At 67.7% G+C, this 15,717-nt stretch carries 10 protein-coding genes, 1 pseudogene and 1 riboswitch; of the genes and pseudogenes, 8 read left to right on the forward strand and 3 right to left on the reverse strand.

Features of this window, described 5'->3' with window-relative positions; genetic code table 11:
• Positions 1 to 37: 37 nt before the first annotated feature.
• Complete coding sequence (locus E6C72_RS24345) at positions 38 to 985, reverse strand: substrate-binding domain-containing protein (RefSeq protein ID WP_199228664.1); 948 nt, start codon at positions 983 to 985, stop codon at positions 38 to 40.
• Positions 986 to 1,131: 146 nt separating this feature from the next.
• Between E6C72_RS24345 and E6C72_RS24350 the strand changes: the two genes are divergently transcribed.
• The 4 genes from E6C72_RS24350 to E6C72_RS24365 all read left to right on the forward strand — a co-directional run bounded on the left by E6C72_RS24350 (position 1,132) and on the right by E6C72_RS24365 (position 5,021).
• Positions 1,132 to 2,118: a sugar-binding transcriptional regulator gene (locus tag E6C72_RS24350; RefSeq protein WP_199228663.1), complete on the forward strand. Its 987-nt coding sequence runs from the start codon at positions 1,132 to 1,134 to the stop codon at positions 2,116 to 2,118.
• Positions 2,119 to 2,245: 127 nt separating this feature from the next.
• Complete coding sequence (locus E6C72_RS24355; protein ID WP_109084065.1) at positions 2,246 to 3,070, forward strand: ABC transporter ATP-binding protein; 825 nt, start codon at positions 2,246 to 2,248, stop codon at positions 3,068 to 3,070.
• Between the two features lie 8 nt (positions 3,071 to 3,078).
• Positions 3,079 to 3,966 carry an ABC transporter permease gene (locus tag E6C72_RS24360; RefSeq protein ID WP_247875462.1) on the forward strand — a complete coding sequence of 296 codons (888 nt, stop codon included), beginning with the start codon at positions 3,079 to 3,081 and terminating at the stop codon, positions 3,964 to 3,966.
• A gap of 35 nt (positions 3,967 to 4,001) precedes the next feature.
• Positions 4,002 to 5,021, forward strand: coding sequence for an ABC transporter substrate-binding protein (locus E6C72_RS24365; protein ID WP_109084064.1), 1,020 nt, complete (start codon positions 4,002 to 4,004; stop codon positions 5,019 to 5,021).
• Positions 5,022 to 5,085: 64 nt separating this feature from the next.
• Here the strand turns inward: E6C72_RS24365 and E6C72_RS24370 are convergent, their stop codons facing one another.
• Positions 5,086 to 7,593 carry an extracellular solute-binding protein gene (locus E6C72_RS24370; RefSeq protein WP_109084063.1) on the reverse strand — a complete coding sequence of 836 codons (2,508 nt, stop codon included), beginning with the start codon at positions 7,591 to 7,593 and terminating at the stop codon, positions 5,086 to 5,088.
• The gene (locus tag E6C72_RS24375; protein ID WP_109084062.1) at positions 7,583 to 8,257 is read right to left on the reverse strand and encodes a response regulator transcription factor; all 675 of its coding nucleotides are present in this window, start codon (positions 8,255 to 8,257) and stop codon (positions 7,583 to 7,585) included. The genes E6C72_RS24370 and E6C72_RS24375 overlap by 11 nt, the downstream gene beginning before the upstream one ends.
• Before the next feature lie 221 nt (positions 8,258 to 8,478).
• A riboswitch (guanidine-I (ykkC/yxkD leader) is annotated at positions 8,479 to 8,600 on the forward strand.
• A 158-nt stretch (positions 8,601 to 8,758) separates the two neighbouring features.
• On the opposite strand from E6C72_RS24375, the gene E6C72_RS24380 reads away from it, so the two are divergent.
• From E6C72_RS24380 to atzF, 4 genes and pseudogenes are all read left to right on the forward strand, one after another.
• The gene (locus E6C72_RS24380; RefSeq protein ID WP_109084061.1) at positions 8,759 to 9,481 is read left to right on the forward strand and encodes an urea amidolyase associated protein UAAP1; all 723 of its coding nucleotides are present in this window, start codon (positions 8,759 to 8,761) and stop codon (positions 9,479 to 9,481) included.
• 26 nt (positions 9,482 to 9,507) lie between these two features.
• Positions 9,508 to 10,152 (forward strand): urea amidolyase associated protein UAAP2, encoded by a 645-nt coding sequence (locus tag E6C72_RS24385; RefSeq protein WP_109084284.1) that lies wholly within the window; start codon positions 9,508 to 9,510, stop codon positions 10,150 to 10,152.
• Positions 10,153 to 10,163: 11 nt separating this feature from the next.
• Positions 10,164 to 13,870 (forward strand): annotated as a pseudogene (gene uca, locus E6C72_RS24390) (urea carboxylase).
• A gap of 11 nt (positions 13,871 to 13,881) precedes the next feature.
• Positions 13,882 to 15,693: an allophanate hydrolase gene (gene atzF, locus E6C72_RS24395; protein ID WP_169055284.1), complete on the forward strand. Its 1,812-nt coding sequence runs from the start codon at positions 13,882 to 13,884 to the stop codon at positions 15,691 to 15,693.
• The last annotated feature ends 24 nt before the right edge of the window (positions 15,694 to 15,717 follow it).

Raw genomic sequence — 15,717 nt, forward strand, 5'->3', positions numbered from 1 at the left:
GCGGAGGGATCCGCCATCGCGGGTCGGCGGCACCCGGTCACATGAACTGCTTGCAGTTCTGCTTGGTGATCAGCGGCGCGTCGAGATAGACGGTCTTGGTCGGGATCACCTCGGCGGCGGGCTTGCCCTTCACCACCACGTCGTCGAGCCACTGGCCGACGGTCTTGCCCATCTCCTCGAAGGGCTGGCGCACGGTTGCGATCATCGGGCTGTCGGGCTTGCAGACCTCGGCGACCGCCTGCGGATGGCCGTCGATGCCGATCACCTTCACGTTCTTCAGACCCGCACCCTTGATGACGTTGACGGCGGCCTGCGCCGGCTCGTCCCACGGCGCCCAGACGGCGTTGATGCTGTTGCCGAAGCGCGCGACGTAATCCTCCATCGTGCGGTTGGTGTCCTCGAAGAAGGCGGTGTAGTTGATGTTGTGCTCCGCCAGCACCTTCACGCCCGAATATTCCTTCAGCACCGTCGCCATCACGTCGCCGCGCTTGCGGGTGCCGTGATGCTCCGCCATGCGCAGGAAGACGAGGTTGCCCTGCCCGCCCATCTGGTCGAGCAGATAGACCGAGACATTCGCCGACATCGCCCAATTGTTGGTGGTCACATCGACCAGAACCCCGTCGACATAGCCGGAATCGACGGCGAAGACCGGGATCTTGGCGGCCTTCGCGGCGTCGAGGGCCGCGCGGCTGGCGCGCAGGTCGGCCATGGTGATGACGATGGCCTTCACACCGCGGTTGGCGGCGTCCTGGATGTTGGACGCGGTCGCCTCGCCCGAGCCGCCGCTGTCGAGAACGCTGATCTTCCAGTCGGTCTTGCCGCTCTGCTTGGCCCAGGCGTCGAAGCCGGCCTTCACCCGCTGTTCGGACTGTGCGGCGGCGTTGGCATGAACCCAGGCGATGTCGAGTGCCTGCGCCGCACCCGCGGCGGTCATCATCGCGACCATCGAGACAGCCGCAAGCATTCCGGAAAGCCGGTTTTTCATTTCCATTTTCCTCCCATTGCCAGCTATCTGGCTGGCGAATTCTCGATGCCGGTCTTGCGCCGACACCGAAGAGCTTGTGGCGGGTCATGACAAATGTCAACACCAGATACATTTGTCACCTGACAGGGGTAGAAGGGGAGGATGCGATGCGGAACGGAACCAGCGAGGGGCTGGAGGACGAGGTGCTGATGGCGCGGGCGGCATGGCTGTACTATGTCGGCGGCCTCAATCAGGAGGCGGCGGCGCGGCGGCTGGGCGTCACCCGGGCGCGGGTGAACAAGCTCCTGTCCGACGCCCGCGACAGCGGGATGGTCAGCATCACCATCAATTCCGCGAATGTCGGGCTGCTGCCGGTGGAGGAGGCGATCCGTGAGCGCTATGGGCTGGACGCCTGCATCTGCACGCCGGCGCTGACCCAGGATGCCGGCGGCGAGCGGGACGACGCGCTGCTCGCCCCCTTCGCCTTCCGCGCAGTAGGCGCAGCGGCCGCAGCCCATCTGCGGCGCCATCTGGCGGAAACGGAAGACGCGGTGGTCGGCACCGGCTGGGGGCGGACGCTGGAACAGATGACCTTGCAGATGGCGGGGGTCAGCGCGCCGAAGGCGAAATTCATCAGCCTGATGGGCTCGCTGACCGCGCGGTCCGCCTACAATCCGTTCGACGTCGTGCATGCGCTCGCGCGGACGACCGGGGCGGAGGGTTATTTCCTGCCGGTGCCCTTCATCGCCGACAGCCTGGAGGCCCGCGAGGTTCTGTTGTCGCAGCAATCGGTCCAGACGGCACTCAAGCTCGCGCGGTCGACGACGGTGGCCTACATCTCCATCGGCGAACTGCGCGAGACCTCGCTGCTGCGAACGCAGGGTATGATCAGCGCCACCGAACTGGCGGAACTGCGGGCGGCCGGGGCGGTCGGCGACACCAACGGGCTGTTCTTTGATCAGGACGGCAAGGCGGTCGATCATCCGCTGAACCATCGCACGCTTGCGCTCGGCCTCGACGGGCTGAGGCAGACCTGCACGGTGGCTCTGGTCGCCGGCCGGACGAAGCTGGAGGCCGCCCGCGCCTTCCTCGCCAGCGGTGTGGCCCGCGGGCTGATCATCGACGGCGACACCGCGCTGGAACTGGTGAAGTGACAATTCCGTCGTCGTAACGGGCGGTACGCCGCCGCAGCTGTCAGGACCCTGTCAGACTTTCCCCTCATACTGTCAGCAAGCCCCGCAATCGGCGGCCTGAGCAACATGACAAATGTGGGAGGAAACGATGAACAGGACGTCGCCGACCGTCCGTTCCGCCATCGCGGGCGCGCCCGTCGATCCGGTGGCGGCCGTGGCCCCGGCCAGCCCGTTGCTGGAAGTGTCCGGCGTCACCTTGCAGTACAAGACGTCGGATCATCTGGTGACGGCCACCTACCGGGTCGATTTCCAGGTTTTCAAATCCGACCGCTATGTCCTGCTCGGCCCGTCGGGCTGCGGGAAATCCACCCTGCTGAAGGCGATCGGCGGCTATCTGGAGCCGGTGGAGGGCGCCATCCGCCTGAACGGTCACGAGGTGACCCGCCCCGGTCCCGACCGTATGATGGTGTTCCAGGAATTCGACCAGCTGCTGCCCTGGAAAAGCGTGCGCGAGAACGTGCTGTTCGCGCTGACCACCAGCGGCCGCGCCAAGGGGGCCGAGGCGGCGGAGCGCACCGACCATTATATCAACAAGGTCGGTCTGGCGAAGTTCGCCCACAGCTTCCCGCACACGCTGTCCGGCGGCATGAAGCAGCGCGTCGCCATCGCCCGCGGCATGGCGATGGAGCCGGACGTCCTGCTGATGGACGAGCCCTATGCCGCGCTCGACGCCCTGACCCGCCGCCGCATGCAGGACGAACTGCTGCGCCTGTGGGACGACACCAAATTCACCGTCCTGTTCGTGACCCACTCCATCGAGGAGGCGATCCGTGTCGGCACCCGCATCCTGCTGCTGTCGCCGCATCCGGGACAGGTGAAAGCCGAACTGAACAGCATCCCGCCGGAGCATCTCGGCACCGCCGCCCAGGCGGAATTGGAAGCCCGCATCAACGACATGCTGTTCGTCCACTGAGGCCCGCCATGACCATGCACTCCACCATGCAATCCATTCTCGTCGACCGTCCGGAGATCATCCGGGACGTGTCCCGCTCGACCGTCATCGCCGATGTCGAGAAGCCGTTGAGCGCGTGGGAGCGGCTCTACCGCGTCCCGCTGCTGCGCAAGGCGCTGATCCTGCTGGTGCTCTCCCTGATCTGGGAGGTCTATGGCCGCTGGCTCGACAACCCGCTGCTGTTCCCGCCCTTCTCGGCGATGCTCCAGGCCTTCGCCACCGACCTCGCCGGCGGCATCATCCCGGCGCGCACCCTGGTTTCGCTGCAGACGCTGGTGATCGGCTATGCCATGGGCATCCTGCTGGCGGCCCTGCTGACCACCGTCGCCATCGGTTCGCAGATCGGCACCGACTTGCTGGAGACGATGACCTCCATGCTGAACCCGCTGCCGGCGATCGCGCTGCTGCCGCTGGCGCTGATCTGGTTCGGTCTCGGCTCGGGCAGCGTGATCTTCGTGCTCGTCCATTCCGTTCTGTGGGCCATCGCGCTCAACACCCATGCCGGTTTCCGCTCCGTCTCCAACACGCTGCGCATGGTCGGCCGGAATTACGGGCTGAACGGTTTGGGGCTGGTCCGCCACATCCTGATCCCCGCCGCCTTCCCGTCGATCCTGACCGGCCTGAAGGTGGGCTGGGCCTTCGCCTGGCGCACGCTGATCGCGGCGGAACTGGTGTTCGGCGTCAGCTCCGGTTCCGGCGGGCTTGGCTGGTACATCTTCGAGAACCGCAACCAGCTGGAAACGGCCAACGTCTTCGCTGGCCTGTTCACCGTGATCCTGATCGGCCTCGTCGTCGAGAACGGCGTCTTCGCGACCATCGAGCGGCGCACCATCCGCCGCTGGGGCATGCAGCACTGATCCGGCAACCAAGAATTCTTATGGGAGGACCATTGATGACCGCATTCGCGACCCTGCGCCGGGCCGGCGTTCTGGCGACGGCACTGATCGCACTGGCCACCGGCAGCGTCCGTGCCGAAACCGCCGAGGTCCACATCTCCAAGGGCTACGGCATCCTCTATCTGCCGATGATCGTCATGGAGCACGAGAAGCTCCTGGAGAAGCAGGCCAAGGCGGCCGGGCTCGGCGACGTCAAGGTCGGCTGGCTGGAGCTGGACGGCGGCAACGTCATCAACGACGCCATGATCTCCGGCAATCTCGACATCGCCGCCATCGGCGTGCCCGGCTTCCTGACGCTGTGGTCGAAGGTGAAGGGCAACGCGAAGCTGGAGGTCTCCGGTCTGGCCGGGCTCAGCGCCACCTCGCTCTACCTGAACACCAACAACCCCAACATCAAGTCGCTGAAGGACTTCACCGCGAAGGACAAGATCGCCCTGCCCGGCATCAAGACCTCGCTGTCCGCCGTCGTTCTGCAAATGGCGGTCGCCAAGGAGTTCGGCGACGACAATTACGCCAAGCTCGATCCGATGACGGTCGGCCTGCCGCACCCGGAAGCCTATACGGCGCTCGTTTCCGGCAAGACCGAGGTGAACAGCCATCTCGGCTCGCCGCCCTATTCCTTCATGGAGCTGGAAAACCCCCAGGTGCATCGGGTGATGAACTCGGTGGACGTGCTCGGCAACATCTCGCTCGATCTGGTCTATGCGCCCAAGCGCTTCATCGACGCCAACCCGAAGCTGACCGCCGCCTTCGTCGCAGCGCTGGAGGAGGCCGACAAGCTGATCGCCGACGAGCCGGCGCGTGCGGCAACGATCTATGTCCAGTCCGCCAAGGCCAAGCTGTCCGCCGACGAGGTGGAACGGATGATCAAGGATCCGGACACCAAATTCTCGACCACGCCCAACGGCGTCATGCAGTTCGCCAACTTCATGGGGCGGGTCGGCACGATCAAGACCAAGCCGGCGACGTGGCAGGATCTGTTCATCGCCAACGTCCACTCCCTGCCCGGAAGCTGAACGCTCACCCGCTCCCGCTTCGGCACGAACTGGCCCGGGTTTTCCCCGGGCCGTTTTTTTGCCGTTACGGTTGATGCAGGAACGCCTTCCATTGCTGGAGGAAGCGGGCGCGCTTCAGATGGTCCATGAAGACCAGCAGGGCGGGGCCGAGCGCGATCCGTTGCGTCGGGCCGCGCATCTCCTCCTGCAGATGGGTCGCCGACATCGGACCGCCGACCGTCGGCTGGATGGAATAGAAGGCCGTGTTGGCGGCGACCACCGCCTGCCCGCGTTCCGACAGCAGGTAATCGATGAAGCGCCCGGCCAGATCCGGGGCGCTCGCCCGCTGGGGGATCAGGGCGACGCGCGTCATAACCAGCGTGTAGTCGGACGGCAGGACAATGCCGATATGCGCGCCGTGGAGCTGCCGCTCCCGCGCGTAGGATCCCAGCAGATTGTAACCGATCAGGCTCTCGCCGCGCTCGATGGAGGCCACCATGTCGGAGGTGCAGCACATCTGCCTCGCCTGATTCTCGCCGAGCGCATCGGCGAGCTGCCAGAACTGGCTGGTCAGGACGGAATCCTGTGTCGCGAACAGATAGCCGATGCCGCTCTCCTCGATGTCGTAGGTCACCACCCGGCCGCGGTAGCGCTCCCTCCGGTCGCGCAGCAGATGGATCAGATCCTCGCGGGAGCGCGGCACCTCGCCGGCCGGAACGAGGTCGCGGTTGAAGACGATGGCCGCCGGTTCCTGGGTGAAGCCGAAGGCGGCGCTGCGCCAGATTGCCCAGTCGGGAAGCGCCTCCGTCGCCGGGGAGCTGTAGCGACGCGCGTGCCCGTCATTGACCAGCTTCACCTGCAAGCCGGAGGCGGAGCTGATGACCAGATCCGGTACGTCGCCGGTCGCCCGCTTGACGACCGACTCGTACAGCTCCCCGGTGTTCATCTCCCGGTACTCGACGGTGACCGTCGGGTTCGCCTGCTGGAAATCCCGGATCAGCGGCTCGATCGCCGGCCGGTCGGTGGCGGCGTCGATGCGCAGCCGCTCCACCCCGCCCGCGGACGCTGGATAGAGAACCGGCTCCAGGGCCAGGGCCGGCCTGGGAAGAGTCAGTGGAAGGGCTGGCAGCATCAGGAGGAGAATCAGGCCGAACATCCGTTTCCCGGCCGGGCCGGTGCCGGCGCTCGTCTCCGCGGGGCGGTCTGGAGTCGGGAATTCCAGGCGGACGATCAGACCGCCGCCGGGGCGGTCGAGCAGGGAAAGTGCCGCATGATGGGCCTCGGCCACCGCCGCGGCGATGGAGAGGCCGAGGCCGCTGCCGGCGATCCCCTTCGACAGCCGCCCGCGGCTGAAGCGCTCGAACACCTTGGACTTCTCCCCGTCCGGTATGCCGGGACCGCGGTCGGCGATCTCCACCAGCGGGCCGTAATCGGCGGTTCCCGGACGTACCTGCACGTCGATGGAACCGGCGCCGCCGTATTTGACCGCATTGTCCAGCAGGTTTGACAGAGCCTCCCGCAGGGTCACCGGGTCGCCATGCAGCAGCGCGTCCCCTTCGGCCGGCTCGCGGGTCAGGGTGATGGGGGGAGCGTCGGGGCGGCCGGTCATCTGCTGGACGATCTGCCGAAGCAGAGCATCGAGGTCCACCACCTGCGGCTGGACCGACTCCGCTCGGTGGACGACGGTCGCATGGTTCAGCAGCTGCGTGGTCAGTTCGCTCGCCTCGACGGCGTTGCGGTGGATGCGCTCGACGCGGTTCCGCAGGCGCTCGACATCCGCCTCGCGGCGCGCCAGTTCGGCCTGCGAGCGCAGCGCCGCCAGGGGGGTGCGGATCTGATGGGCCGCGTCTGCCAGAAAGGACTGGGTGGAATCCAGGCTGGCCTTGAAGCGGACCACCAGCTGGTTGATGGCGGCCAGCAGTTGTCCGACCTCGGTCGGCACCGGGGCATCGATCGGGGTGAAGTCCTGCGGTTGCCGCGCTCGGATCAGGGCTTCGAGAAAGGCCAAGGGCGCCAGCGCCTGACGGACGCCGAACCACAGCAGGACGCCGCCGACCACCACGGCGAAGGCGATGGGCGCGAAGGAGTTGGCGACCAGCTTTGATGCCAGCAGGTCGCGGGCCTCGCGGGTCTGGGCGACCACCACGGTCACCCATCCGGACCGCGGCACGCCGCTGATGAAACGCCCGGTGACCGCAATCCGCACCGGGGCATCGCTGTAGATGGCGTTCTGAAACACCGGCGTGTCGTCATGCACCGTGACGCCGGGCAGATCCTCGTAGCCGGTGACGAGCAGGCCGCCCGGCGCCATCACCTTGTAGAAGACCCGGTCGTGCCGGGCCGTGCCCAGCACGCTGAGCGACGAATAGGGCAGATCCACCGTGATGGCGCCGTTCTCAACCCGCACGGCGTCGGCGATCGACAGGGCCGACGCCGACAGAAGCTGGTCATAGGCGCTGTCCGCCGCCTCCTGTGCATAACTGCGGACGAACAGGAACAGGATGAGGGTGACGACGCCGAGGACCACGAACATCCGGCTCAGCAGGCGCCGGCGCAGCGAGCCCCCCGCGGCGGCCCGACCTTCAGTCGGCATTTTGCTTTTCACCCACATAGCCGACGCCATGCACGGTGCGGATCACCACCGAGGCGCCCTCCAGCTTGCGCCGCAGGCGGGAGACCGACATCTCCACCGCGTTCGGCGTCACCGCCTGTTCCAGATCGAAGAGCTGTTCGATGAGCGCGGTCCTGGTCAGCACGCGCCCCAGATTGCCAAGGAACAGCTCCAGCAGCCGGAACTCCCGCGCGCTGAGGTCGAGCGGCCGGCCATCGATCGACACCGTCCGCCCCGCCGCGTCGAACGCCAGATTCCCGAAAACGGCTTGGGACGAGGCCATGCCGTGGGAACGGCGCAGCAGGGCACGGCACCGTGCCTCCAGTTCGCGCAGGTCGAAAGGCTTCACGATATAGTCGTCGGCGCCGAGGTCGAGCAGATGGATCTTGGTGTCGATCTGCGACCGCGCCGTGGTGACCAGCACCGGCGTCCGGTCGCCCCGGCGGCGCAGCTGGCGCAGCAGGGTCTGCCCGTCCGGTCCCGGCAGCATGACGTCGAGGATGATGAGCTGGTAGGTCTCCGTGCGCAGGAGCTCGTCGGCCTGATGGCCGTCCGCCGCCCAATCGACGGCATGACCAAGGCCGCGCAGGCTGTCTATGACGGCATCGGCCAGATCCTCGGCATCCTCGATCACCAAGATCCGCATCGGCATTCTCTCGTGGATTGGGCCGCGATCATACAACGCATGCGATCCGCACCATCGCGCTTTCTTGGCTCGGGCGATGATGAAAGTCGCACACCGATGCACAAGAATGCGTCGCGCCCGATTGAAATTTAGGCAACCGCCTCGTGCCTCGCCGTCGCCCGTCCCGGAATTCCGCCGAATCCCAGGCCACGGGAGTTGGCACGGATCCTGCGAAGTACCGGACGTAAAGCCGCTAGGGTTCCGGCCGGTCCGCAGTGTCATGCGATCCGGTGGCTGGTCCGAGAGCGGCGACCTGTCCGGTGAACAGCGGACGGGCACACGGCGGGACAAAAGCCCGGGAGGTTCCGAACACGGAGGCGTGCAGCCCCGGTGGGACTTCCCCGCTACGCCTGCATTCCTCCCTTCACGATGCTCCGGCCGGGACGACCCGGCCCGTGGTCCATTCCGGGCCGCGCCGGGAGCCTTTGCCGGGACGGCCCGGCACGGGAAGGAGGCAAGTCCGTGGACAGGCAGGATGTTCTCTACGAAGACGAAATCCCCGGCGGCAAGCATTGGTCATTCACGGTCCGGCGCGGAACGGTCCTGCGACTGATCGACCGCGAGGGCGGCGCCAATGTCGGCATGCTGTTCTACAACCCGCAGAACCCGCTGGAGCGCTACAACGCTCCCGACACGCTGAAGTGCCAGCACAGCTTCAAGCTGACCGCCGGCCATTGCCTCTATTCCGACATGGGCCGCATCTTCTGCTCCATCGTCGAGGATACCGCCGGCTGGCACGACACGGTGTGCGGCAACTCCACCAGGGCGCTGGTGGCGGAGCGCTGGGGCCACAAGGACTATCAGGCTCACCGCAACGACTGGACGCTGAACGGCCATGACAGCTTCCTGGTGGAAGCGGCCAAATACGGTCTCGGCCGCCGCGACCTCGCCGCCAACGTCAATTGGTTCAGCAAGGTGCACACCGAGGAGGACGGCACGCTGGTCTTCGACCCGTCCGCCGCCAAGGCCGGCGCCCATGTCGATCTGCGCTTCGAGATGGACACGCTGGTGCTGCTGCACACCTGCCCGCACCCGCTGAACCCGGCCGCCGAGTATCCGCGCAAGCCCATCCTCTACCAACTCCGCAAGGCCGAGCCGGTGGCCGAGGACGATGCCTGCAAATGCTCGCGGCCGGAGAACGGGCGCGGCTTCGCCAACAACCATCTCTATCACCTGTGCGGCTGAGGGGCGCAGAAATGACCAAAGCCGCCATGACCAAGGAAAGCACCCTCGATCCGCAGACCGCCGCCTACCGCAGGATCGTTCCGGCCGGCGATTACTGGATGGAGGTGGTCCGCAAGGGCCAGACCTTCCGCATCGTCGATCTGGAGGGTAACCAGGCCGCCGACACCCTGTTCTACAGCGCCGCCGATCCGGCCGAGCGCTACAGCGCCGTCGACACCATCCGCGAACAGCGCAACGTCTACCTGTCGGTCGGAACGAAGCTGATCTCCACGCAGGGCAACCCGATGCTGGAGATCGTCGCCGACACCGTCGGCCGGCACGACACGCTGGGCGGCGCCTGCGCCACCGAAAGCAACACCGTGCGCTATGCGCTGGAGAAGAAGTGCATGCACGCCTGCCGCGACAGCTGGATGCTGGCGGTGGCGGAGAATGAGCGGTTCGGCCTGACCAAGCGCGACATCACCCACAACATCAACTTCTTCATGAATGTGCCGGTCACCCCCGATGGCGGCCTGACCTTCGCCGACGGGGTCAGCGGTCCCGGCAAATATGTGGAAATGCGGGCGGAGATGGACGTGATCGTCCTGATCTCCAACTGCCCGCAGCTCAACAACCCCTGCAACGACTACAACCCGACACCCATCGAGGTGCTGGTTTGGGACCGGGCATGAGGGGACCGCACATGTTCACCAAGGTCCTGATCGCCAACCGCGGCGAGATCGCCTGCCGCGTCATCCGCACGCTCGACCACCTGGGCATCGCCTCGGTCGCCGTGTATTCCGAAGCCGACGCCCAGTCCCTGCATGTGGCGCTGGCGGGGGAGGCCGTCTGCATCGGCCCCGCCGCGGTATCTGAAAGCTATCTGAACGCCGACCGCATCCTGGCGGCGGCGAAACAGACCGGCGCCCAGGCGATCCATCCCGGCTACGGCTTCCTGTCGGAGAATCCCGGCTTCGCCGAGGCCTGCGCCGCCGCCGGCATCGTCTTCATCGGCCCGACGCCGGAGCAGATGCGCGCCTTCGGGCTGAAGCACAGCGCCCGCGCCCTGGCGGAGCGCAGCGGCGTGCCGCTCTCCCCCGGCAGCGGCCTGCTGACCGACGCCGCCCATGCCAAGGCGGAAGCGGCGCGCATCGGCTATCCGGTGATGATCAAGAGCACGGCCGGCGGCGGCGGCATCGGCATGCAGCTGTGCCGCGAGCCGGAAACGCTGGAACCGATGTTCGAGGCGGTCAGCCGGCTTTCGCGCAACAACTTCAAGGACGGCGGCGTCTTTCTGGAGAAGTTCATCGAGCGCGCCCGCCACATCGAGGTGCAGATCTTCGGCGACGGACAGGGCGGCGTGGTGGCGCTGGGCGAGCGCGACTGCTCCGCCCAGCGGCGCAACCAGAAGGTCATCGAGGAGACACCGGCCCCCGGCATTTCGGACGAGTTGCGCCGCAACCTGTTCGACGCGGCGGAGCGGCTGGGCCGCGCCGTGAACTACCAATCCGCCGGCACGGTCGAGTTCGTCTATGACGACGCGGCCGGCGAGGCCTATTTCCTGGAGGTCAACACCCGCCTTCAGGTCGAGCATGGCGTGACCGAGGAAGTCACCGGCGTCGATCTGGTGGAATGGATGATCCGGCAGGCGGCCGGCGAGGCCCTGCCGCTGGAGGATCACCGAAACACGGCGCCCAGAGACAAGGCACAGGGTGCCTCGATCCAGGTGCGCGTCTATGCCGAGGATCCCGGCCGCAACTTCCGCCCCTGCTCCGGCCTGCTGACCGAGGCGGTGTTTCCGGCGGATGCCCGCGTCGAGACCTGGGTGGAACAGGGCAGCGAGGTGACGCCCTTCTACGATCCGCTGGTCGCCAAGATCATCGTGCGCGGCGCGGACCGCGCCGACGCGCTGGCGAAGCTGCGCGACGCGCTCGCCCGCTGCCGCCTGTCGGGGATCGAGACCAACCTCGCCTATCTGCGTCAGCTTGCAGCCGATCCGGTCTTCGCGGCCGGCGGCATCACCACCCGCTATCTGGAAACGGTGGCCTATGCGGCGCGCACGCTGGAGGTCGTCACCCCTGGCACGCTGACCACCGTGCAGGATCATCCCGGCCGCGTCGGCTATTGGGAGGTCGGCGTGCCGCCCTCCGGCCCGATGGATCCGCTGGCCTTCCGGCTCGGCAACCGCGCGCTCGGCAACCCGGACGGGGCGGCGGGGCTGGAGATCACCGTGTCGGGCCCGACGCTGCGCTTCAACGCCGAGGCGGTGCTCTGCCTGACCGGTGCGGCAATGCCGGCCGACCTCGACGGCGCGCCGGTACGCTTCTGGGAGCCGGTGACTGTACCGGCGGGGGCCACCTTGCGCATCGGCACGGTCAGCGGCGCCGGCTGCCGCGCCTATCTGCTGGTGCAAGGCGGTCTGGACGTGCCGGACTATCTCGGCAGCAAGTCCACCTTCACGCTCGGCAAGTTCGGCGGGCATGGCGGGCGGGCGCTGCTGCCGGGCGATATCCTGCATCTCGGCGATGCGGCAGCCGGAGTTACGGGCGCGGTCGCCGGGGAAGACCGGCCGGCTTACGGGCATGCGTGGGAAATCGGCGTCCTTTATGGCCCGCACGGTGCGCCGGATTTCTTTACCGACGAGGACATCGCCGCCTTCTTCGCCGCCGACTGGGAGGTGCATTACAATTCCAGCCGCACCGGCATCCGCCTGATCGGGCCTAAGCCGGTCTGGGCGCGCAAGGATGGCGGCGAGGCCGGGCTGCACCCGTCGAACATCCACGACAATGCCTATGCCATCGGCGCCATCGACTTCACCGGCGACATGCCGGTGATCCTGGGACCGGACGGTCCCAGCCTGGGCGGCTTCGTCTGTCCGGCGACCATCGTCGATGCCGAGCTGTGGAAGATCGGCCAGTTGCGGCAGGGCGACACGGTGCGGTTCAAACGGCTGACGGCGGATGAGGCAATCTCCCCCTCTCCCCCCCGGGGAGAGGGTCGGGGTGAGGGGGAGGCGCTGCATGGATCAACTCGACATGCAGCAGCTTTCCATTCTCGCCAATCCTCGCCACGCGCCCCCCTCACCCTAACCCTCTCCCCGGGGGGGAGAGGGAATCACGTCAGGGCGGGAGAGGGAAAGAGCGACTCTCCCATCCTCCACAGCATTCCGGCGACCGCCAGCCGTCCGGCCGTCGTCTACCGCCGGGCCGGCGACACATATCTGCTGATCGAGTACGGACCGCTGGTGCTGGATCTCGACCTGCGCTTCCGTGTCCACGCGCTCCAGAGCTGGCTGCGGGCGCAGGCGTTGCCGGGCATCCTCGACCTGACTCCCGGCATCCGCTCGCTCCAGATCCATTACGACAGCCGCCGGCTGCCGCTCGGCGCGCTGCTCGACCGGCTGGTCGGAGCGGAGGACGAGTTGGCGGCCATCGACGATCTGGCGGTGCCGACGCGCATCATCCACCTGCCGCTGTCCTGGGACGACGAGGCCACCCGCCTCGCGATTTCCAAATACATGCAGTCGGTGCGCGCCGACGCCCCCTGGTGCCCGAGCAACATCGAGTTCATCCGCCGCATCAACGGCCTGGACGACATCGAGGCGGTGAAGCGCATCGTCTTCGACGCCAGCTATCTCGTGCTCGGTCTGGGCGACGTCTATCTCGGCGCCCCGGTGGCGACACCGGTCGATCCACGCCACCGCCTCGTCACCACCAAATACAACCCGGCCCGCACCTGGACGCCGGAAAACGCGGTGGGCATCGGCGGCGCCTACATGTGCGTCTATGGCATGGAGGGGCCGGGCGGCTACCAGTTCGTCGGCCGCACCTGCCAGATGTGGAACACCCACCGGACCACCGACGCCTTCGAACCGGGCAAGCCCTGGCTGCTGCGCCACTTCGACCAGATCCGCTTCCACCCCGTCAGCCATGACGAGCTGATGGCCTTCCGCGCCGACTTCCCGCTCGGCCGGGCCAGCCTGCGCATCGAGGAGGAGAGCTTCCGCCTCGCCGATTACCGCCGCTTCCTGGCGGAGAACCGTGACAGCATCGCCGCCTTCAAGACGCGCCAGCAAACAGCCTTCGAGGAGGAGCGGGCGCGCTGGGAGGCGTCCGGCCAGATCGGCTATGCGGCGGAGCTGCCGGACGGCGCCGGCGCGGAGGCCGAGGCCGATCTCCCCCCGGCGGCGAGGCGGTGCCGAGCCCAGTGCCCGGCAGCGTCTGGAAGATCGCTGCGCAGCCGGGCAGCAGCGTCAAGGCCGGCGACCCGCTGCTGATCGTCGAATCGATGAAGATGGAGATCGCCGTCGCCGCGCCGGTGGCCGGCACGGTCGCCGAAATCCGCTGCGCCGAGGGGCAGGCGGTGACACTGGGCCAGACCCTGGCCGTCCTGCTGCCCGAAGCCGCCTGAGGAAGACCATCATGACCATCAACCTGGAAATCGCGGCGCTCGCTGCCGCCTATGCCGACGGTAGCCTGACGCCCGAGGTGGTGCTGGACGAGGTCTATGCCCGGATCGCCGCGCGCGGCGAACGTCCGGTGTGGATCCATCTCGTGCCGCAGGCCGATGCCGCCCGGCAGCTGGAGGCCGCAGGCGCCCGCAAGGCGGCGGGGGCGGAGCTGCCGCTGTTCGGCATCCCCTTCGCGGTGAAGGACAACATCGACGTTGGCGGCCTGCCGACCACCGCCGCCTGTCCCGACTTCGCCTTCGTGCCGGACCGCTCGGCCACCGTGGTGCAGCGGCTGGTCGAAGCCGGCGCCATCCTGATCGGCAAGACCAACCTCGACCAGTTCGCCACCGGTCTGGTCGGCACCCGCTCCCCCTATGGCGCCTGCGCGTCGGTGTTCGACGAACGCTATGTGTCGGGCGGGTCGAGCGCCGGGTCGGGCGTCGCCGTCGGGGCGGGGCTGGTCAGCTTCGCGCTGGGTACCGACACGGCGGGATCGGGACGGGTGCCGGCCGCCTTCAACAACATCGTCGGGCTGAAGCCGACCAAGGGGCTGGTCAGCACCTCGGGCGTGCTGCCCGCCTGCCGCACCCAGGATGTGGTGTCGATCTTCGCCGGAACGGCGGGCGACGCGCTGGCGGTGCTGCAAGTGGCCGGCGCCTATGACGAAGCCGACGCCTATTCCCGCAAGGCCCCGCCAGCGGCGGTCCAGCCGGCGTCCTGGCCGGTCGGTTTCCGCTTCGGCGTGCCGGCGGACGGGCTGGAGTTCTTCGGCGACGAGGCGGCGGCAGCCCTGTTCCGGTCGGCCGTCGACCGGCTGACGGCGCTGGGCGGAACGGCGGTGGAGGTGGACTTCACCCCCTTCCGCGAGGCGGCACAGCTGCTCTATTCCGGCCCCTGGGTGGCGGAGCGGCTGGCCGCCATCCGCAGCTTCGCCGAGACGAAACCGGACTCCATCCACCCGGTGGTGCGCGGCATCGTGCTGGGTGCGGCGAAGATCGGCGCGGCGGACGCCTTCGCCGGCTTCTACAAGCTGGCCGAGCTGACCCGCCGGGCGGAGGCGGAATGGGCGAAGATGGATGTCTTCCTGCTGCCCACCACCGGCACGACCTACAGCATCGAGGAGCTGCTGGCCGATCCGGTGCGGCTGAACAGCAACCTCGGCCTCTACACCAATTTCGTGAACCTGATGGATTTGTCGGCCATCGCCGTACCCGCCGGCTTCCGTGAGGACGGCCCGAAAAAGGGCCTGCCCTTCGGCGTCACGCTGATCGGTCGTGCTTTCGCCGACGGGGCGCTGGCGATGCTGGCCGACCGCTTCCACCGCGCCCAGGCACTGCCAATCGGCGCCACCGGCCAATTGCCGGAAGGTCCGGCTCTGGACACCGATGTGCCGGCCCCCGGCACGGTGCGCCTCGCCGTGGTCGGCGCCCATCTGACCGGCCAGCCGCTGAACCACCAGCTGACCGGCCGGCAGGCCCGTCTGGTCGGCACTACGCGGACGGCGCCGGGCTACCGCCTCTACGCGCTGGCCGGCACCAGCCCGGCCAAGCCGGGGCTGGTCCGCGACCCGGACGGCGCCGGCGGCATTGAGCTGGAGGTTTGGGAGCTGACCGAGGCCGCCTTCGGCAGCTTCGTCGCCGAGGTGCCGCCGCCGATGGCGATCGGCACGGTGACGCTGGAGGACGGCGCGACCGTCAAGGGTTTCCTCTGCGAACCCATCGCGCTCACGGGCGCTGAGGACATAACCGCTTACGGCGGCTGGCGCCGCTGGCTTGCGCGCTGACGACACACGGCAGACGACACTCAA

The organism is Azospirillum sp. TSH100, from assembly GCF_004923295.1.
Lineage (GTDB): Bacteria > Pseudomonadota > Alphaproteobacteria > Azospirillales > Azospirillaceae > Azospirillum.